Source organism: Phycicoccus jejuensis, from assembly GCF_000720925.1.
Classification (GTDB): Bacteria; Actinomycetota; Actinomycetes; order Actinomycetales; family Dermatophilaceae; genus Phycicoccus; species Phycicoccus jejuensis.
In genome coordinates, this window is sequence record NZ_JOEE01000004.1 from 371681 (window position 1) to 391653 (window position 19973).

The 19973-nt window shown below is 75.8% G+C and carries 17 protein-coding genes and 1 riboswitch; of the genes, 12 read left to right on the plus strand and 5 right to left on the minus strand.

The genetic code is table 11. From position 1 onward, the window contains the following. Window positions 1–3: 3 nt before the first annotated feature. The 3 genes from IG69_RS0110260 to IG69_RS0110270 are packed head-to-tail and all read right to left on the minus strand — an operon-like array spanning window position 4 to window position 2257. Window positions 4–609 (minus strand): DNA-3-methyladenine glycosylase I, encoded by a 606-nt coding sequence (locus IG69_RS0110260; RefSeq protein WP_030528073.1) that lies wholly within the window; start codon window positions 607–609, stop codon window positions 4–6. Beyond that, window positions 606–1751 (minus strand): metallophosphoesterase, encoded by a 1146-nt coding sequence (locus tag IG69_RS0110265; protein WP_030528074.1) that lies wholly within the window; start codon window positions 1749–1751, stop codon window positions 606–608. Before IG69_RS0110265 ends, IG69_RS0110260 begins: the two co-directional genes overlap by 4 nt. Beyond that, on the minus strand, window positions 1748–2257 hold the full coding sequence (locus IG69_RS0110270; RefSeq protein WP_030528075.1) for a glutathione peroxidase: 510 nt from the start codon (window positions 2255–2257) through the stop codon (window positions 1748–1750). Before IG69_RS0110270 ends, IG69_RS0110265 begins: the two co-directional genes overlap by 4 nt. A gap of 93 nt (window positions 2258–2350) precedes the next feature. Between IG69_RS0110270 and IG69_RS0110275 the strand changes: the two genes are divergently transcribed. Continuing rightward, entirely contained in the window at window positions 2351–3823 is a 1473-nt protein-coding gene (locus IG69_RS0110275; RefSeq protein WP_245616121.1) for a flavin-containing monooxygenase, read from the plus strand. A gap of 16 nt (window positions 3824–3839) precedes the next feature. On the opposite strand, the gene IG69_RS20155 is transcribed toward IG69_RS0110275, so the two are convergent. After that, the gene (locus tag IG69_RS20155) at window positions 3840–4667 is read right to left on the minus strand and encodes a MarR family winged helix-turn-helix transcriptional regulator (protein WP_036829666.1); all 828 of its coding nucleotides are present in this window, start codon (window positions 4665–4667) and stop codon (window positions 3840–3842) included. A gap of 428 nt (window positions 4668–5095) precedes the next feature. Here IG69_RS20155 and IG69_RS20160 point away from each other — a divergent pair, with 428 nt between their 5' ends. The 9 genes from IG69_RS20160 (at window position 5096) to IG69_RS0110325 (ending at window position 17416) form a co-directional block, all read left to right on the plus strand. Next, a complete protein-coding gene (locus tag IG69_RS20160) occupies window positions 5096–5728 on the plus strand; it encodes a lysoplasmalogenase (protein WP_051750416.1) in 633 nt (210 codons plus the stop codon). A 34-nt stretch (window positions 5729–5762) separates the two neighbouring features. Next, entirely contained in the window at window positions 5763–6227 is a 465-nt protein-coding gene (locus IG69_RS0110290; RefSeq protein WP_030528079.1) for a DUF4396 domain-containing protein, read from the plus strand. Between the two features lie 161 nt (window positions 6228–6388). Next, a complete protein-coding gene (leuS, locus tag IG69_RS0110295) occupies window positions 6389–9292 on the plus strand; it encodes a leucine--tRNA ligase (protein ID WP_030528080.1) in 2904 nt (967 codons plus the stop codon). 18 nt (window positions 9293–9310) lie between these two features. Then, complete coding sequence (locus tag IG69_RS0110300) at window positions 9311–10963, plus strand: amidohydrolase (RefSeq protein ID WP_030528081.1); 1653 nt, start codon at window positions 9311–9313, stop codon at window positions 10961–10963. A gap of 83 nt (window positions 10964–11046) precedes the next feature. Continuing rightward, window positions 11047–11160, plus strand: a riboswitch (SAM riboswitch). Window positions 11161–11200: 40 nt separating this feature from the next. After that, window positions 11201–12559, plus strand: a complete 1359-nt coding sequence (locus IG69_RS0110305; RefSeq protein ID WP_030528082.1) for an aminotransferase class V-fold PLP-dependent enzyme — start codon at window positions 11201–11203, stop codon at window positions 12557–12559. 41 nt (window positions 12560–12600) lie between these two features. Beyond that, a complete protein-coding gene (locus IG69_RS0110310; RefSeq protein ID WP_030528083.1) occupies window positions 12601–13461 on the plus strand; it encodes a DegV family protein in 861 nt (286 codons plus the stop codon). After that, window positions 13461–14078 (plus strand): glycerol-3-phosphate acyltransferase, encoded by a 618-nt coding sequence (locus IG69_RS20985; RefSeq protein WP_051750417.1) that lies wholly within the window; start codon window positions 13461–13463, stop codon window positions 14076–14078. Before IG69_RS0110310 ends, IG69_RS20985 begins: the two co-directional genes overlap by 1 nt. A gap of 111 nt (window positions 14079–14189) precedes the next feature. After that, window positions 14190–15041: a ComEA family DNA-binding protein gene (locus IG69_RS0110320; protein WP_084696714.1), complete on the plus strand. Its 852-nt coding sequence runs from the start codon at window positions 14190–14192 to the stop codon at window positions 15039–15041. Beyond that, entirely contained in the window at window positions 15038–17416 is a 2379-nt protein-coding gene (locus IG69_RS0110325) for a ComEC/Rec2 family competence protein (RefSeq protein WP_030528086.1), read from the plus strand. The genes IG69_RS0110320 and IG69_RS0110325 overlap by 4 nt, the downstream gene beginning before the upstream one ends. Before the next feature lie 7 nt (window positions 17417–17423). Here IG69_RS0110325 and IG69_RS0110330 read toward each other — a convergent pair whose 3' ends face one another. Then, window positions 17424–18377, minus strand: coding sequence for a LysR family transcriptional regulator (locus IG69_RS0110330; RefSeq protein ID WP_030528087.1), 954 nt, complete (start codon window positions 18375–18377; stop codon window positions 17424–17426). A gap of 108 nt (window positions 18378–18485) precedes the next feature. Here IG69_RS0110330 and IG69_RS0110335 point away from each other — a divergent pair, with 108 nt between their 5' ends. Both IG69_RS0110335 and IG69_RS0110340 read left to right on the plus strand, forming a co-directional pair. Next, complete coding sequence (locus IG69_RS0110335) at window positions 18486–19460, plus strand: NAD-dependent protein deacetylase (RefSeq protein ID WP_084696715.1); 975 nt, start codon at window positions 18486–18488, stop codon at window positions 19458–19460. Beyond that, complete coding sequence (locus tag IG69_RS0110340; protein ID WP_030528089.1) at window positions 19457–19966, plus strand: GNAT family N-acetyltransferase; 510 nt, start codon at window positions 19457–19459, stop codon at window positions 19964–19966. Before IG69_RS0110335 ends, IG69_RS0110340 begins: the two co-directional genes overlap by 4 nt. Window positions 19967–19973 lie beyond the last annotated feature (7 nt).

The window sequence follows — 19973 nt, forward strand, 5'->3', positions numbered from 1 at the left end:
CGGTCAGCCCGGCCAGACGCCGCTCGTGCCGCGCCGGTGGCTGCCGAGCAGGTGGGTGTCGACGATGCCGACGGCCTCCATCAGGGCGTACATCGTCGTCGGGCCGACGAAGACGAACCCCTTGCGCTTCAACGCCTTCGAGAGGGCGAGGGACTCCGGCGAGCTCGTGGGCACGTCGGCGGGGGTCTGCGGGCGGGGGGTGTCGGCCGGCCGGAACGACCAGACGAAGCGGGCGAGGTCGCCGTCGGGGTCGTCGCGCAGGTCGAGCGTCGCGCGCGCGTTCGTGATCGTCGCGAGCACCTTGGCGCGGTTGCGGACGATGCCCGCGTCGGCCATCAGCCGGGCGACGTCGTCGTCGCCGTAGCGGGCGACCACCTCGGGGTCGAATCCGTCGAACGCCGCCCGGAAGGCGGGCCGCTTGCGCAGGATGGTCGCCCACGACAGCCCCGACTGGAACGCCTCGAGCGAGAGGCGCTCGAACAGCCCGCGCTCGTCGCGCACCGGCATGCCCCACTCGGTGTCGTAGTAGTGCTGCAGCAGCGGGTCGCTCGCGGCCCAGACGGGACGCGCGAGCCCGTCGTCGCCGACGACCGTGCCGGCGTCGCTCACGAGCGCCTCAGCGTGATGATCGGCACCTCCGGCGGCGCGAGCACCCGGACGGCCGGCCCCCACGCGCCGGCGCCGCGCGAGGTGATGACCCGCGTCCCGGCGACCGTCGCCTCGCCGTCGACCATCGGCTGCTGGAGCGGCACGAGGTAGCGGATCGGCCACAGCTGCCCGCCGTGGGTGTGCCCGGACAGCTGGAGGTCGACCCCGCGACCCTCGACGGCGAAGGCCTGGCGCGGCTGGTGCGCCGCGTAGAGGGTGAAGCCGGCGGCGTCGACCCCCGAGAGGGCGGCGTCGGGGTCGGGCGTGAACGGGCCGGTGCCCGAGTAGTCGTGGACGCCGGCGAGGGTGATCGACGCCCCGTCACGCTCGAGCGGCGTGTGCTCGTTGGCGAGGACGGTCAGCCCGAGGCGGCGGAACTCGTCGACCCAGTTGGCGGTGTCGCGGTACATCTCGTGGTTGCCGGTCGTCACGTACACGCCGAGCGGGGCCTCGAGGTCGGCGAGCGGCGCGATCTCCTGGCGGTAGCGGGCGGCGGTGCCGTCGACGAGGTCACCGGCGATGACGACGACGTCCGGCCGCTGGGCGTTGACGAGGTCGACGACCGTGCGGGTGAACCCGGCGCTGCGGACGGCGCCGGCGTGCAGGTCGGTGAGCAGCGCCACCCTGGCCCCGTCGAACTGGGCGGGCAGCTCGGGGGAGGCGACCTCGAAGGCCGTGGCCGAGGGGCGCGAGGCCTCCCAGGCGCCGTAGCCGGTCAGGCCGACGGCGAGGGCGGCGACGAGCGGCGCGGCGACCCGGTTGAACCGGCGCCGGGCGTCGCGCCCGTGGTCGTGGCGCCACCGCAGCAGCCAGATCGCGCCGCTGACGAGGGCCACCGGCACGAGGCCGAGGAAGAGGTAGAGGCACGTCGCGAGGAACGCGGCGCCGGTCCAGGCGACCGGCCGCATCGTCCCGGCGCTCCACGCGCCGCCCCAGACGTCGAACTGCTCCAGCACCGCCGCGACGAGAGCCGCGAGCACCAGCGCGAGCAGCCACGGCACCCAGCGCCGGCCCCAGCGCGGGGCGACGGCCAGGCGGTGCCAGACGAAGGCGAGGAAGCCTCCGAGGACGACGACCGGGACGAGCGCCGCGAGGGCGCTCACGCGCCGTCCGGTGACGCCGGGGCGGGGGCGGCGAGGGCGGCGCGCACGTCACCGGCGAGGTCGGCCGGCTCGGTGTTCGGGGCGTAGCGCTTGACGACCGTGCCGTCCCGGGCGACGAGGAACTTCGTGAAGTTCCACTTGATGCGCCCGCCGAGCAGGCCCTTCTTCTCGGACTTCAGCCACTCGAAGAGCGGGTGCGCGTCGTCGCCGTTGACGTCGACCTTGCCGAACATCGGGAAGGAGACGCCGTAGTTCATCTGGCAGAACTCGCCGATCTCGTCCGAGCTGCCCGGCTCCTGCGACCCGAACTGGTTGCACGGGAAACCGAGCACGACGAAGCCCTCGTCCTTGAGCTCGTCGTAGAGGGCCTCGAGACCGGCGTACTGCGGCGTGAAGCCGCACTTGCTCGCGGTGTTGACGACGAGCACGACGTCGCCGGCGTACGTCGACAGGGGGCGCTCCTCGCCGGTGAGCGTGGTGGCGGTGAAGTCGGAGAGGGTGGTCATGTCGTTCATCGTCGCACGCGGCCCTGAGCACGTTCCGGGGTGCGCGGCAACCCTCGACGCACGGCGCGCCGACGGCGGGCCTAGCCTGAGCGAGTGTCACCGGACCCGATGCGACCGCCCCCGCTCGACGTCGACGTGCTGGTCGTCGGCGCCGGCATCTCCGGCATCGACGCCGCCTGCCGGCTGGCGACCGAGCGGCCCGAGCTGACCTGGGCGGTGCTCGAGGCGCGCGAGGCGACCGGGGGCACGTGGGACCTCTTCCGGTATCCCGGCATCCGCTCGGACTCGGACATGTACACGCTGGGCTTCCCGTTCCGGCCGTGGCGCGGTCGCCGCTCGATCGCGCCCGCGTCGGAGATCCTCGAGTACGTCCGGGCGACCGCCGACGAGTACGGCGTGACCGAGCGGACGCATCTCGGGCAGCGGGTGACGCGGCTCGCGTGGTCCCCGGACGAGGAGCGGTGGACGGTGACCGCGCGGTGGTCCGACGGGGAGGTGCTCGAGCACCGGGCGCGCTTCGTGCACCTCGCGACGGGTTACTACGCGTACGACGCGGGGCACGTCGTCGAGTTCCCGGGCCAGGAGTCGTTCGGCGGGGAGGTCGTGCACCCGCAGCACTGGCCGGAGGGGATGCCGGTCGCGGGCCGGCGCTTCGTCGTCGTCGGCAGCGGGGCCACGGCCATCACGCTCGTGCCGGCGCTCGTCGAGCAGGGCGCGGCGCACGTGACGATGCTCCAGCGCAGCCCGAGCTACGTCGCCGCGCTGCCGGGCGCCGACCGGGTGGCCGACGTCGCGCGCCGCGTGCTGCCCGCGCGGGCGGCGCACCATCTGGTGCGGGGCAAGAACGTGGCGCTCGCGACGGCCAGCTACCAGGCGCTGCGGCGGTGGCCGACGGCCGGGCGGAAGGTCCTGCGCAAGCGGCTGCAGGAACGGCTGCCCGCCGGGTACGACGTCGACACGCACTTCTCGCCGCGTTACGACCCGTGGGACCAGCGCGTGTGCGTGGCGCCCGACGGGGACCTGCTCGACGTGCTGTCGGGGGACCGGGCCGAGGTCGTCACCTCGACCGTCGACGCGTTCGTCGCCGAGGGTGTGCGGACCGGGGACGGCCGGGTGCTGCCGGCCGACGTCGTCGTCACCGCCACCGGGCTGCGGCTGGAGCTCGCCGGGGGAGCGGAGCTGGTCGTCGACGGGGAGGTCGTCGACGTGCCGTCGCGTCACGTCTACAAGGGCTGCATGCTCTCGGACGTGCCCAACCTGTTCCTGGCCGTGGGCTACACGAACGCCAGCTGGACGCTGCGCGCCGACCTCACGGCGCGGTGGATGTGCCAGCTGCTGGGTCACCTCACAAGCCGGGGGCGGACGGTCGCGGTGCCGCGGTGGGACGGCTCCGGCGGGGAGGACCGGCCGCTGCTCGACCTCACGTCGGGGTACGTGCGGCGGGGGGCGCACCTGCTGCCGCGGCAGGGGTCGCGCCGTCCGTGGCGGGTCGTGCAGAGCTACGCGTACGACGTCGCGACGACCCGCTTCGGGCGCCTCGACGACGGGGTGCTCGAGACGCGCTGAGGGTCTCGTCGCGTCGTCAGGCGGCGTCCGGGGCCGGGCGGGTGCGCGCGGTCCGGCGGGGGCGGCGGGCCGGCCGCTTGATCGGGCGGTCGGCGAGCTCGCGCAGGAGCAGACGCAGGTGGTGGCGCTCCTCGTCCTCGAGGGCGATGAGCGCGGCGTCCAGGAGCATCTCGACGTCCTGCTCGACGCGGGCCACAAGCTCGCGGCCCTCGTCGGTCGCGACGGTGCGGCGGGTGCGGAAGTCGCGCCATCCCTGCTCCCGGCGAACCAGACCGTGGGCGGTGAGGGTGGTGAGGAGGCGGCTGACGGCGGCCTCGGAGCGCCCGAGGTACTCGGCGAGGTTGACCCCGTCCGAGGGCTTGGCGACGACCCGGCGGAGAGCGTCGAACCCCTCGGGGGTCAGGACCGGGGAGATCTCCTCGAGGGCCCGGGCGAGGTCGCGGTCGAGCTGGGCGCTCGCCTGGCGCAGCAGCGCCGGGAGGTGGAGCGGGTCGTCGGCGTCCGGGCGCTCCCAGCGGCGTGGACCGTCGGCCCGGACGCCGTGGCGTAGCGCGAGGTGTTCGTGCAGGCGCAGCCAGGGCGCGTGCTCGGCGGTGTCCTCGGGCGGGATGCCCCGGCGCGTCGTCCACGACAGGCGGCCCCGGGCAAGGCCGGGCGCGGGCGTCGGCGGCCCGGGTTCTGCCACGTCGAGCGCCGGCGGTGATGTCGTGGGCGGCTCGCTCGTCGGGGGCGGTCCCGCGGGTTGCTCGCTCGCGCCGGCCCCGCTCGCGCCGGCCTCGCTCGCGCCGGACTCGGTCGCGCCGGCCTCGCTTGCGCCGGCCCCGCTCGCACCTGGCTCGTCCATCGGTCTCCTCCGCTCCGTGGGGACGACACCGATCCTGCCCGCCCGGCCCCGGCCGCCGCGGGCGTCATCCACAGGCCCCGGAATCCTGAGAGCGACCGGTCCACAGGTGCTCTCCCAGCCTCCTGCCATCGCGGAAGGTTTACCTTCCAGCCGCAACCATTTGCTTGCCTCCGCAACCACATCCCTGCGGAGCGCAAGGGAAACCTTGCCGGATGGAAGGGAAACGTTCCGCGAGAACAGGGAAACCTTCCGCGGTGCAACCACATGTTTGCGGGTGGAAGGGAAACCTTGCGGGTCGAAAGGGAAACCTTCCGGAGAGGCAGGAGGCTGGGAGAGCACCTGTCGACCGGTCGCTCTCAGGATCGGCGACGGGCCGGACCGCGGTTCCGCTGGCCGACGGCCCGCCCCGCCGCTGGCAGGATGCGGCCGTGCTCGCCGTCGCCGCCGTCCTCACCGCCGTCGTCGCGCTCGCCGACTGGTGGGCGGTCGCCACGCAGCGCGCCGGCGTCGAGCGGTGGGCCAAGCCGGCGGTCATGGTCGGCCTCCTGGCCGTCGCGCTCGCGGCCGGCGCCCTCGACCACCCCGCCGGCCCGGCCCTGCTCGCCGCGCTCGTCCTGGGCGGGGTCGGCGACGTCCTCCTCCTCGGTGACTCCGAGCCACGCTTCGTCGCGGGCCTCGCGGCCTTCCTCGTCGGCCACCTCGCGTACGTCCTCGCCTTCCTCCGCGGCGGCCTCGACCACCCGACGCTCGCCGCGGCCGGCGCCGCCACCGTCGCGGTCGCGCTCGTGGCCGGCCGGCGCATCCTCCCCGCCGCGGCACGCGACGGGGGAGCAGGGCTCGGCGCCGCGGTCGGCGTCTACATGGCGGTCATCGCGGCGATGGCGGTGACGGGATGGGCCACCGGCAGCCCGCTCGTCGCCGCGGGCGTCACGCTCTTCGTCGCCAGCGACACCCTGCTCGCGCTCGACCGGTTCGTCACCCCACGTCCCGGGGCGCGCCTCGCCGTCATCGTCACCTACCACCTCGCGCAGGCACTCATCGTGGCCGGCCTGCTGATCTAGGAATACCCTCAGGGGGTATCTTGTTGTCGCCATCATGAGCACCCACGCACGCGCCCACCACGGCCCGACGAGCTGGGGCGACGCGGCCTCCGCGACGCTGCACTGCCTCACGGGCTGCGCCATCGGTGAGGTCGCCGGGATGGTCATCGGCACCGCCTTCGGCCTCCGCACCGGCTCGGTCGTGGTCCTGTCCGTCGTCCTCGCGTTCGCCACCGGCTACGCCCTGACCGTCCGCTCGGTCCGCGCCGCCGGCCTGGCGCTCGGCGCCGCCCTCGGGGTGGCCTTTGCCGCCGACACCGTCTCCATCCTCGTCATGGAGGTCATCGACAACGGGGCGATGGTCCTCGTCCCCGGCGCGATGGACGCCGGCCTCGGCACGGTCCTCTTCTGGGTCTCGCTCGCCGGGTCGCTCGCGCTGGCCTTCGTCGTCACGGTCCCGGTCAACCGCTGGCTGATGAGCCGGGGCCGCGGCCACGCCGTCGTCCACGCGATGCACTGACCCGGGTGTCCCGGCAGCGGCCCACCGCCCTGCGGTACCCTGAGCGCGTGCCGAGGCTCCTGCTCCTTCCGTAGCCGCGCGGCCCACCCGGCCCGCGCGGCGACCCCTCCTGTGCGAGGGGTTTTTTCATGGCCGCAGGACACGACGACGACGAGGACGAGATGAGCGACACCCCGCACCGCTACACCGCCGAGCTGGCCGGCCGCATCGAGGTCGCCTGGCAGGACCGCTGGGCCGAGCGTGGCACCTTCCACGCCCCCAACCCCGCCGGCCCGTGGGCCGAGCCCGACGCCGTCGCCGGGTACGAGGGCGGCCACCTCCTCGTCCTGGACATGTTCCCCTACCCGAGCGGCGCCGGCCTGCACGTCGGCCACCCGCTGGGCTACATCGCCACCGACGTCTTCGCGCGCTACAACCGGATGCTGGGCAAGAACGTCCTGCACTGCCTCGGCTACGACGCCTTCGGCCTGCCCGCCGAGCAGTACGCGGTCCAGACGGGGCAGCACCCCCGCAAGACCACCGAGGAGAACATCGCCATCATGGCGCGCCAGCTGCGCCGCCTGGGCCTCGGGCACGACGACCGCCGCGCGATCCGGACGATCGACCCGGACTACTACCGCTGGACGCAGTGGATCTTCCTGCAGATCTTCAACTCCTGGTACGACCACGACGCACCCCGCGAGGACGGCGGCACCGGCCGCGCCCGCCCCATCGACGAGCTCGTCGCCGAGTACCGCGACGGCACCCGCCCGCTACCCGCCGACGACGGCCGCGGGTGGGACGACCTCTCGCACACCGAGCGTGCCGCGCTGCTGGACGCCCAGCGCCTCGTGCAGTCGGTCGAGGCCACCGTCAACTGGTGCCCCGGCCTCGGCACGGTGCTGGCCAACGAGGAGGTCACGAACGAGGGCCGCTCCGACCGCGGCAACTTCCCGGTCTTCAAGCGCCAGCTGCGCCAGTGGGTCATGCGGATCACCGAGTACGCCGACCGGCTCGCGGACGACCTCGACGGCGTCGAGTGGCCCGAGAAGGTCAAGACGATGCAGCGCAACTGGATCGGCCGCAGCCAGGGCGCCCACGTGACGTTCCCGGTCGAGACCGCCCCGGACGCGCAGGGCATCGAGGTGTTCACGACCCGACCCGACACCCTTTTCGGCGCGACCTTCATGGTGCTCGCCCCCGAGCACCCCCTCGTCGACACCCTCGTCCCCGCCGGCGGCTGGCCCGAGGGCACCCGCGACGCGTGGACCGGCGGGCACGCGACCCCGGCCGAGGCGGTCGCCGCCTACCGCGCCGAGGCCGGTGCGAAGACCGACCTCGAGCGCCAGGCCGAGGGCAAGACCAAGACCGGTGTCTTCACCGGCGGGTACGCGACCAACCCGGTCAACGGCGCCCGCGTGCCGGTCTTCGTCGCCGACTACGTCCTCATGGGCTACGGCACCGGCGCGATCATGGCCGTGCCCGCGCAGGACGAGCGCGACTGGGACTTCGCGACCACCTACGAGCTCCCCATCGTCCGGACGGTGCAGCCGCCGGCAGACCACGACGAGTCGACCGCCTACACCGGCGACGGCCCGGCGACGAACTCCGCCAACGATGAGATCAGCCTCGACGGCCTCGGCGTGGCCGACGCCAAGGAGCGGATGACCGCCTGGCTCGAGCAGAAGGGGTACGGCCGCGGCGCCGTCACCTACAAGCTGCGCGACTGGCTCTTCGCGCGCCAGCGCTACTGGGGCGAGCCGTTCCCCGTGCTGTTCGACGAGGACGGCATCGCGTACGGCGTGCCCGCTGACCAGCTGCCCGTCGAGCTGCCGGACGTGCCGGACTACTCGCCGAAGGTCTACGACCCGGACGACGCCGACAGCGAGCCCGAGCCGCCGCTGGCGCGCGACACGGAGTGGGTCGAGGTCGAGCTCGACCTCGGCGACGGCCGCGGCACCCGACGCTTCCGCCGCGACACCAACGTCATGCCGCAGTGGGCGGGCTCCTGCTGGTACTACCTGCGCTACCTCGACCCGGCCAACGGCGACGCGCTCGTCGACCCCGCCAACGAGGACTACTGGATGGGCCCGCGCGACACCCCCGTCCCCGGCGCCCCGGCCGGCACGCGCGACCCCGGCGGCGTCGACCTCTACGTCGGCGGCGTCGAGCACGCGGTGCTGCACCTGCTCTACGCCCGCTTCTGGCACAAGGTCCTCCACGACCTCGGCCACCTGCGCTCGAGCGAGCCCTTCCGGACGTACTTCGCGCAGGGCTACATCCAGGCGCCGGCGTACCGCGACGCGCGCGACCAACCGGTCGAGGCCAAGGAGGTCGTCGAGGGCCCCGGCGGCACCTTCACCTGGAACGGCGAGCCGGTCACCCGCGAGTTCGGGAAGATCGGCAAGTCGCTCAAGAACATGGTCAGCCCGGACGAGATGTACGAGATGTACGGCGCCGACACCTTCCGGCTCTACGAGATGGGCCTCGGCCCGCTCGAGCAGAGCAAGCCGTGGGACACCCGGGCCGTCGTCGGCAGCCAGCGCTTCCTCCAGCGGCTGTGGCGCAACGTCGTCGACGAGGAGACCGGCGAGGTCGTCGTCACCGACGCCACGCCGGACGACGCGACCAACCGCGTCCTGCACCGGACCATCGACGCCGTCCGCACCGACTACGCGGCGCTCGGCTTCAACACGGCCATCGCGCGCCTGACCGAGCTCAACAACGCGCTGACCAAGCTCGAGGGCGGTGTGCCGCGCGCGGCCGCCGAGGCCCTCGTGCTCATGGTCGCCCCGATGGCCCCGCACCTCGCCGAGGAGCTGTGGATGCGGCTGGGGCACACCGGGTCCCTGACGCACGAGCCCTTCCCGGTCGCCGACCCGGCGCTGCTGGTGGACGACACGGTGACCTGCGTCGTCCAGGTGCGCGGCAAGGTCAAGGACCGCCTCGAGGTGCCGAGCGACATCACCGAGGACGCCCTGCGCGAGCTCGCCCTCGCGAGCCCCAAGGTGCAGGCGAGCCTCGAGAACGGGGTGCGCACGGTCATCGTCCGCGCCCCGAAGCTCGTCAACGTCGTCCCCGCCTGACCCGGGACGCGCGCGGCGGTGGTCGACCTCATCCTGTCGGGAGGGCCCGTCTTCACGGCGCGGGCGGTGCGCTCGCGCCCGACCGCCGTCGCCGTCGACGACGGGCGCGTCGTCGCCGTCGGGCACGAGGAGGTGCTCGACCTCGCGACGTCGAGGACCGAGCACGTCGACCTGCGCGGCCGGATGCTCCTGCCCGGCTTCCAGGACGCGCACGTCCACCCGGTGTGGGCCGGGGTCCACATGGGGCGCTGCGACCTCGACGGGCTCTCGACCGCGCGCGCCTACCTCGAGCGGATCGCCCGCCACGTCCGCGAGCACCCGGACGAGGAGTGGGTGCTCGGCGGCGGGTGGTCGATGACCGCCTTCCCCGGGGGCACCCCGACGGCGGCCGAGCTCGACTCCGTCGTGGGAGCCCGGCCGGCGTTCCTGCCCAACCGCGACGTGCACAGCGCCTGGGTCAGCTCCGAGGCGCTGCGGCGCGCCGGTATCGACCGCGACACCCCCGACCCGCGCGACGGGCGCATCGAGCGCGACGCCGACGGCCACCCGACCGGGACCCTCCACGAGGGCGCGATGGCCCTCGTCGGCAGCATCGCCCCGGAGACGACCGACGACGAGCGGCTCGAGGGGCTGCTGCGCGCCCAGGCGCACCTGCACGCGCTCGGCGTGACGGCCTGGCAGGACGCGATCATCGGCGACTACGGCGACGGCGGGAACCCGGCGCGGGCGTACCGGGCGGCCGACGAGTCCGGGCGGCTGACCGGCCGCGTCGTCGGCGCGCTCTGGTGGGACCGCAACACCGGGCTGGAGCAGGTGCCCGAGATCATCGAGCGGCGGGACGCCCTGTCCACGAACCGGTTCCGCGCGACGAGCGTCAAGATCATGCAGGACGGCGTGCCCGAGAACTTCACCGCCGCGATGCTCGACCCGTACTGCGACGGGCACGGCCGGTACACCGACAACTCGGGCATCTCCTTCGTCCCCGTCGAGACGCTGATGCCCGCCGCGGTGCAGCTCGACGCCGCCGGCTTCCAGCTGCACTTCCACGCGATCGGCGACCGCGCCGTGCGCGAGTGCCTCGACGCCGTCGAGGGCGCGATCGCCGCCAACGGCCGCCGCGACGCGCGCCACCACATCGCCCACGTCCAGGTCATCCACCCCGACGACGTCCACCGCTTCCGCGAGCTCGGCGTCGTCGCCAACCTCCAGGCCTTCTGGGCCGCGCTCGAGGCGCAGATGGTCGAGCTGACCATCCCCTTCCTCGGCGAGCCGCGCACCTCGTGGCAGTACCCGTTCGGCGACCTGCACCGCTCCGGGGCGACGCTCGCGATGGGCTCCGACTGGGCCGTCTCGACCGCCGACCCGCTCGCCGCGATCCACGTCGCGGTGACCCGGCAGATCCCCGAGGCGCACCGCGAGGGCGAGCCGGAGCACCCGGTGTTCCTGCCCGAGCAGCGGCTCGACCTCGCGACCGCGCTCACCGCGTACACCGCCGGCTCGGCGTTCGTGAACCGGCACGAGGGGACGGGCAGCATCCGGGAGGGCGCGCTCGCCGACCTCGACGTCCTCGACCGCGACCCGTTCGCCGGGCCGCCCGAGGAGATCGGGGCCACGCGGGTGCTGCAGACCTTCGTCGACGGCCGGCGCGTGCACGCCGCCGACGACGCCTGAGGCCACCCGGAGCGGCGGGGCCGTCCCACGTCGTGGACCCGGGATGACGGGTCGCGGGCGCGTTCGTCACACTCGTCGGCGTAGGTCATGAGTGCCAGTGACAAGCCCCGGCTCGCTGGCCGGCAACCCTCCTCCGCGGTGGGGTGCCCCGGGTGACGACCTGGTCGGCGCCGCAGCGGCGTCGGCAAGCGCGGATCCCGGGCGTCCCGAGGGTCCACGAGGCCCTCAGGAGCCCCGATGTCCACGCACCACACCGCCCTCGTCGCCGTCGGCCACGCCGGCCCCTCCCTGCTGACCCGGTCCCTCCCCGCCGTCGTCGCGCCGGACCCCGTGCCCGTCGTGTCCGGGGCGCTCGTCGAGTACGCCCAGCTCGACCACGCCGCCTCGACCCCGGCGCTCGAGTCGGTGGTCCGCGCGGTCGCGACGGCCACCCGCACCTACAGCTCGGTGCACCGCGGCACCGGATGGCTCTCGCGGGTCACGAGCGCCCACTACGAGGCCGCCCGTGACGAGGTCGCACGCTTCGTCGGGGCCCGCGCCGACGACCTGGTCGTCCTCGTGCGGACCACGACCGAGGCGACGAACCTCCTCGCCCGCGCGCTGCCCGCGGGGACGCCCGTCGTCGTGTTCGACACCGAGCACCACGCCTCGCTGCTGCCGTGGCCGGCCGCCGCCACGCACCGGCTCCCGGTGCCCGCCTCCCCGGAGGAGGCGCTCGGTCGCCTCGAGTCGACCCTCGCCGGTCTCGCGGGCGGGCCGACCCCGCTCGTCGTCGTCACCGGGGCGTCCAACGTGACCGGCGAGCTGTGGCCGGTCGAGCGCGTCGTCACCGTCGCCCGCCGGCACGGTGCCCGGGTGCTCCTCGACGCCGCGCAGCTCGTCGCGCACCGGCCGGTCGACCTCACCGCGCTCGACGTCGACTGGGTCGCCTTCTCGGGGCACAAGCTGCACGCCCCCTACGGCGCCGGCGCCCTCGTCGGGCGGGCCGACTGGCTCGACGCCGCCGAGCCCCACCTCGCTGGTGGAGGGGCCAGCGCGGCGGTCTCGGCGGACGGCGTCACGTGGGCGGCGGGCGCCGCGCGCCACGAGGGCGGCAGCCCGAACGTCCTCGGGGCGGTCGCGCTGGCGGCCGCGTGCGCGGCGCTGCGCACCCACCGGGCGGCGGTCGAGGCGCACGAGGCGCGGCTCGGGGCCCGGCTGCTCGAGGGGCTCGCGGGCATCCCGGGCGTGCGCGTGCACTCGCTCTTCGGTGCCGACCACCCGCGCGTGCCGGTCGCGGCCTTCACCGTCGACGGCCTCGACAGCCACCTCGTCGCGGCCGCCCTGAGCGCCGAGCACGGCATCGGGGTGCGGGCGGGCAAGTTCTGCGCGCACCGGCTCGTCGACGCGCTCCTGGCCCGGGACGCTGACGGCGCGGTGACCGCCGTGCGCGCGAGCGCCGGCCTCGCGACGACCGACGAGCACGTCGAGCGGCTGCTCGCCGCCGTCGCCGCGCTCGCGGCGGACGGGCCGGGCGTCGAGTACGTCGAGGAGCCGGGGCGGGGCTGGGTGCCGGCCGACGACCCGCGCGACCTCGACGTCCCGCTGCCCTGGTGAGGCCGGTTCCCGGGGCGTGGGGGGGCGCTAGCCTGCGCAGGGTGACCACCGCGATCGTCACCGACTCCACCGCCTACCTCTCGCCGGGCGACCTCGAGGGGCTGCCGGTGCGTGTCGTGCCGCTCCACGTCGTCATCGGCGGGCACGAGCACCGCGAGGGCGTCGACGTCGGCTCCGACGAGGTCGCCGCGGCGCTGCACTCCTTCACGCCCGTCTCGACCTCGCGCCCGGCGCCGGCGGCGTTCGCGGAGGCCTACGAGGCGTCGGCCCGCGACGGCGCGGACGGCATCGTGTCGGTGCACCTGTCCGGGGAGCTGTCGAGCACGGTCGCCGGCGCGGGCCTCGCCGCCGGGACCGCCCCGGTGCCGGTGCGCGTCGTCGACTCCCGCGCCCTCGGGATGGCGATGGGCGAGGCCGTGCTCGCCGGGGCGCGGGCGGCCGTCGGTGGCGCCTCCCTCGACGAGGTGGCCGAGACGGTGCGGCGCACGTGCGAGGGCGCCACGGTCGTCTTCTACGTCGACACCCTGGAGTACCTCCGGCGCGGCGGCCGGATCGGGCGGGCCGGGGCGCTCGTGGGGTCCGCGCTGTCGATCAAGCCGATCCTCGGCCTGCGCGACGGCCAGATCGTCCCGCTCGAGCGGGTGCGCACGTCGAGCCGCGCCATCGCCCGGCTCGAGGAGATCGCGGTCGAGGCGGCCGAGGCCGCCGTGGCGGCCGGAGCGCCCGGTGTCGACCTCGCCGTGCACCACCTGGACTCCGCCGAGCGCGCCGAGAGCCTCGCGGGACGGCTGCGCGGCCGGATGCCCGACGCGGGCGTGCGGGTCGTCGAGCTCGGCGCCGTCGTCGGCGCGCACGTCGGCCCGGGCACGCTCGCGGTCGCCGTCGTGCCGCGCGTGTCCTGATGGCCGTCCTCGCCCTCGTCGCGCTCGCGGCGCTCGGGTTCCTCGTCGGCTCGGCCAACGTCGCGACCGTCGTGGCGCGGGCGCTCGGGGCCGACCTGCGGCACGCCGGGTCGGGCAACCCCGGGGCGACGAACGCCGGACGGGTGCTCGGCCGGCGGTGGGGCGCGCTCGTGCTCGTCCTCGACGTCCTCAAGGCCTTCGTCCCGACGCTCCTCGTCCTGCTGTGGGCCGGCACGCAGCCGGCCCTCGTCGTCGCCGGCGGCGTCGTCCTCGGGCACGTCTACAGCCCGTTCCTCGGGGGGCGTGGCGGCAAGGGCGTCGCCTGCGCGCTCGGAGGGATCCTCGCGGTGGCGCCGTGGGTGGCGTTCGCGGCGGTGGTCGTGTTCGCTCTCGCGCTGGCCGCGCTGCGCCGGGTGGGGGAGGCCTCGGTCGTCGCCACCGGCTTCCTCGCGGTGCTCGGGGCGGTCGCCGCGGCCGGGCTCGCGTCGACGGGGATGGTCGGGCTGGCGCGTGACGAGGGGGTCTGGCTGCTGCTCGTGTCGGTGCTCGTCCTGGCCCGGCACCGGCGCAACATGCGGGCGGCGTGGGGTCGGGTCCGGGGGCGCCGGAGCGGCTGACGTCCGTCTCCTCGGCGGCAGGTCGTCCACAGGCGGGTCGGTCGCGGACCGTCGTCCACAGATCGCCGGCGGCCCGGTGTCCCGGGAGCGCGGGCTGCCTAGCGTCGGGGGATGCGCCAGCGCCCCGACCCCGACGCCCTCTCGCCCCGGGCGAGCGCGTGGCTGCGCTCTCGCTCGCGGTCGGCCGGATGGGTGCCCGAGGTGCCGTCCGCGACGTCGGAGGCCGATGACGGAGGCGTCCACGACGACGCCGACGACCGGGTCGAGGACCGGCGACGCGTGCGGCTGCCGACCACGCTGCAGGGGGCGCGGTGGCAGCCGGGGCGCTCGGCCGTGCTCGGGGTCGTCGTCCTCGCGCTGCTCGCCGCGGTCGTCCTCGGGCTGCGCGTCGCGAGCGCGGGGTCGGACGGCGACGTCGTCGCGCCCGGGGGCGGGGCGCGGGCCGGCCCGGTCGGGGTGACGGCGGGGGCCGTCGACGTCGGGGTGCCGACGTCGTCCGTGTCGCCGTCGCCGCCCGGCGAGGTCGTCGTGCACGTCGTCGGCCGCGTCCGCCGCCCGGGGGTGCGGTCCCTGCCGGCCGGCTCCCGGGTGGCCGACGCGGTCGACGCCGCCGGGGGCGCGACGGGTGGGGCCGACCTCTCGGCCGTCAACCTCGCGCGCGTGCTCGTCGACGGCGAGCAGGTGCGGGTGCCGGCGGAGGGAGAGGCACCGGTCGCACCACCTGCGTCGCCGGGCGGGGGTGCGAGCGGGGGTGTGGCCGGCGCTCCGGCCGCGCCGGTGTCGCTGAGCACCGCCGACGCGGGCACGCTCGATGGCCTGCCGGGCATCGGGCCGGTCCTCGCCCAGCGGATCGTCGAGTGGCGCACCGCGCACGGCCGGTTCTCGAGCGTCGACGAGCTCGCGGAGGTGAGCGGCATCGGCGAGAAGCTGCTCGAGCAGCTGCGGCCGCTGGTCGTGCCGTGACGCAGCCCGGGACGCCCATCGCCGACGCGGGGGACCTGCGGCTGCTCGGCCCGGCCCTCGTCGCGTGGGCGGTGGCCGCCGCGACGCTCGGGCTCGGCTGGGGCGCACGGCTGGTCGTCGTCGGCGTCGGGATGGCGGCCTGCCTGGCCCTCCACGGGTGGGTGTTGGCCGTTCGCCGGCCGGACGGGCGTGCCGCGGTGTGGCGGTGGCCGGTCACGCTCGCCGTCGTCCTCGTCACCCTGCTGCAGGTGTCGGCCGTGGCGGCGACGGTCGCGCGCGAGCAGGGCGGTGTGCGCGAGCTCGCGACCGGGCGCGCGGTCGTGACCGCCGACGTGCTCGTCACCGGCGAGGCGATCCGCGTGGCCGCGCGTGACGGGTCGGCGCGCTTCGTCCGCGCCGGCACCGTGCAGCGGCTGACCGGTCGCGGGCGGACCGTCGCGACGTCGGCGCCCGTCCTCCTCGTCGGGGGCGAGGTGCTCCTCGCGCCGCGGTGGCACGAGACCGTCCGGGTCCGCGGACGGCTCGGGCCGATGGAGCCGGCCGACGACCGGGTCGCCACGCTCGCGGTCTCCGGGCGGCTGGTGTCGCTCGCACCGCCGGGGGCGGTCGCGCGGGGCGCCGAGCGGCTGCGCACCGGCCTGCGCCACGCCGTCGACGACGCCCCGGCCGACGCGCGGGGGCTGCTGCCCGGCCTCGTCATCGGCGACACGAGCCGCACCCCGCCGGACCTCACCGAGGCGATGCGGGCCACGGGGATGACGCACCTGACGGCCGTCTCCGGCAGCAACGTCGCCGTCGTCACCGGGCTCGTCCTCGGCCTGTGCGCCGTCGTCGGCGTGCCGCGGCCCCTGCGGCCGGTGCTCGCGGGGCTGGCCCTCGCGGGGTTCGTCGTCCTCGCCCGCCCCGAGCCGAGCGTCGTGCGCGCGGCCTCGATGGGCGCGATCGGGCTGCTCGGGCTCAGCCGGTCGCGGCGCTCGGCCGGGCTGCCGGTGCTCGCCGGCGCGGTCGTCGTCGTCCTCGTCCTCGACCCGTGGCTCGCGCGCTCGTACGGCTTCGTCCTCTCGACCCTCGCGACGCTGGGGCTGCTCCTCTTCACCCGGCCGTGGGGCGAGGCCGTCGGGCGCCGGCTGCCTCGTCGGCTCACGCCGCTCGGCCCGGCGCTCGCCGTGCCCGTCGCCGCGCAGGTGATGACGGCCCCGGTCGTCGTGCTGCTCCAGGGGTCGGTGAGCGTCGTCGGTGTGCTCGCGAACCTCCTCGCGGCGCCGCTCGTCCCGCCCGCCACCGTCGCGGGGGTGGTCGCCTCCCTCGTCTCGCTCGTCTGGGGGCGCGGCGCCGAGCTCGTCGCGTGGGTCGGGGTGGTGCCCACGACCGGCATCGCGCGCGTCGCGCGGGTGGCCGCCGAGGTGCCGGGTGGCACGCTGCCATGGCCGGACGGGCCGCCCGGCGCCCTGCTGCTGGCCGGCCTGCTCCTGCTCGTCGTCCTCACCGGTCGCGCCCTCGTCGCGGGCGTCGCGCGCCGGCCGGTGGCCGTGCTCGGCGTGGCGCTCCTCGCCCTGGCCTCCTTCCTGCCGACCCGGCTCGTCACGTGGCCGCCCGAGGGCTGGCGGGTCGTCGTCTGCGACGTCGGGCAGGGCGACGCGGTCGTCCTGCGCAGCGGTCCGGGGCGCGGAGTGCTCGTCGACGTCGGGCCCGACCCCGCCCTCGTCGACGGCTGCCTCGACCGGCTCGACGTCACGACCCTCGACGCGGTCGTCCTCACGCACTTCCACGCCGATCACGTCGACGGCCTGGCCGGCGCCCTGCGTGGCCGCACCGTGCGGCAGGTGCTCGTCGGCCCGGTCGCCGAGCCCGCGTCGGCGGCCGCGACCGTCCGGCGCACGGCGGCCGCGGCGGGCATCCCGGTCGGCGTCCTCCACGCCGGCGACCGGGTCCGGCTCGGGGAGGTCGACGCCGTCGTCTGGAGCCCGTGGCGCCGCATCGCCGAGGGGTCGGTGCCCAACAACGGCAGCGTCGTCCTCGCGGCCCGCACCGGGGACGTCGATGCGCTGCTCCTCGGCGACGTCGAGCGCGAGGCGGCGCACGACCTCCTCGTGCGCCTGCGCCGCGACCCGGCGATGGCGGCGGCCGCCCGCGGGTTCGAGCTCGTCAAGACGCCGCACCACGGCTCGGCCAACCTCGACGAGGGGCTGATGGCTGCCGTCCGCGCGCCGGTCGCGGTCGTCAGCGTCGGCGCGGACAACGACTACGGGCACCCGGCGCCGGCGCACCTCGCGCTGCTGCGCCGGCTCGGCTCGGCGGTCTACCGCACCGACCAGCGTGGCGGCGTCGCCCTCGTCGAGCGCCGCGGCGCCCTGCGGGTCGTCACCGCACGCTGAGCCGGCGTCAGATCGAGAAGGTCGGCTCCGGCTGGCGGACCGTCGGCGCCGTCGACTGCGACCCGGCGCTCTCGATGAGCGCCTCCAGCGTGGCCCGGACCGCCGGCACCCGTCCGAGGTCGGGGGTCGTCAGGGCCGTGATGGTGCGGCGCGACGCCGGCTCCATCGGGAGGGCGACGACCTGGTCGTGGTGGACCGTGCGCAGGATGAGGTCGGGGATGAGCGCCACGCCGAGCCCCTCGGCGACCAGGCCCATGACGGCGACGTAGTCCTCGGTCTCGTAGGCGACGTCCGGGCGGAACCCGGCGGCGTCGGCGAGCTGGACGAGGTGGCCCCGGCAGCGCGGGCAGCCGGCGATCCACGGCTCCTGCGCGAGCTCGGCGAGGTGGGCGGTCGCCTCGTGCGCAGCGGGGTGCTCGCGCGGCATGGCGAGGCGCACCTCGTCCTCGAGCAGCGGCGTGACGACGAACGCGTCGAGGTCCTCCTCGCCCCGCGTCGCGTCGGTGCCCTCGTAGGCGAAGGCGATGGCGAGGTCGCACTCGCCGGCGCGCAGGGCGGCGATGCTCTCGGGCGGCTCGGCCTCGGTGAAGGTGATGTGCACGTCGGGGAAGCGCTGCTTGACGAGCGAGAGCGCCCGCGGCACGAGGGTCGCCGACGCCGACGGGAAGGCCATGAGCCGCACCCGGCCGCTGCGCAGCCCGGCGATGGCCGCGACCTCCTCCTCGGCGGCGTCGAGCGCGGCGAGCACCGGGCCGGCGTGGCGGGCGAGCACCCGGCCGGCCTCGGTGAGGCGGACGTTGCGCCCGACCCGCTCGACGAGCACCGTGCCGGTGCGCTGCTCGAGGCGGCGGACCATCTGCGAGATGGCCGGCTGGGTGTAGCCCAGCGAGGCGGCGGCGGCGGTGAAGCTGCCCTGCTCGGAGATGGCCCGCATGACGCGGAGGCCGGCGGCGTCGATCATGGGACCCATCCTATAAGCGAGCGTTATCGACCGCCCGGGTCTCGCAACGCGGCGTCATCCGCGGCGGCTCCCCGGGGCGGTGTCGGCGGCGCGGGGGATACTGGCGCCATGCCGGAGACCCCCAGCGCGCCCCCCGTCGCGACGCTGCGGCTCGCCGGTCGCGACGAGGTCGGCCGCACCCCCGACTGGGCGACCCGGCCGCTGCCGCCGGAGGCCCGCGAGCCCGCCGCCGTCGCGCGGCTCGCCGACCTGCTGCGCGCGCACCCCGGCACCCTCGTCCTCTCCGGGGCCGGGATGTCCACCGACTCCGGCATCCCCGACTACCGCGGCCGCGACGGCACCCGTCGGGTCATGCCGATGCAGCACGGCGAGTTCTGCGCCTCGAGCGAGAACCGGCAGCGGTACTGGGCGCGCTCGTTCGTCGGCTGGCAGCGCTTCTCGCGCGCCGAGCCCAACCGTGGCCACCACGCCGTCGCCGCCCTCCAGGAGGCGGGGCTGCTCGGCCCGGTCATCACCCAGAACGTCGACGGCCTGCACCAGGCGGCCGGCTCGCTCGACGTCACCGAGCTGCACGGCACCCTCGCCGAGGTCGTCTGCCTCACCTGCGGCGACCGCTCCGGCCGCGAGGAGCTCCAGGCGCGGATGGCCGCCGCCAACCCCGGCTTCGAGGAGCGGGTGCGCGGAGAGGCGCCGGACGGCTCGCAGGTGAGCAGCCAGATCCGCCCCGACGGCGACGTCGTCCTGCCCGAGGACGCCGTGGCCGGCTTCCGGCTCCCGCTCTGCCTCGTCTGCGGCGCCGACACCCTCAAGCCCGATGTCGTGTTCTTCGGCGGCTCGGTGCCGCGCGAGCGGGTCGACGCGTGCTTCGCGCTGACCGACGCCGCGCCCGCGCTGCTCGTCCTCGGCTCCTCGCTCGCCGTGATGTCGGGGCTGCGGTTCGTCCGGCACGCGGCGCGCCGGGGCATCCCGGTGGCTGCCGTGACGCGGGGGCCGACGCGCGGTGACGAGCACATGGCCCTGCGGGTCGACGCGCCCCTCGCCCCGACGCTCGAGCAGCTGCTGCGCGACGGGGCGGCCGCGTGACCGCGGCCGAGATCCGTTCCGCCACACCGGCGGACCTGCCGGGAATGACCGTCATCTACAACGACGCCGTTCGCCACACCGTCGCCACGTTCGACCTCGAGCCGCGCCCGGACGACCACTACGCCGACCGCGTCGCGTCCACGCGCCCCGGCGACCACGTGCTCGTCGCCGTCGCGCTCGACGGCGAGGTGCTCGGCTACGCGTTCTCGGGCACCTACCGGCCGCGCGCCGCGTACGACGGCACCCGCGAGGTGTCGGTCTACCTCGCCGAGGCCGCCCGGGGGCAGGGCCTCGGCCGCCGGCTCTACGCCGAGCTGCTGCGTCGGGTCGACGCCGACGGCGTGCACACCTGCGTCGCCGTCATCGCGCAGCCCAACCCGGCGAGCGAGGCGCTGCACCGGGCCCACGGGTTCGAGCACGTCGGCACGCTGCGCGAGGTCGGCTACAAGCTCGGCCGCCGCGTCGACACCGCGTTCTGGCAGCGCCCGCACCCCGACGGGCGCTGACGCCTCG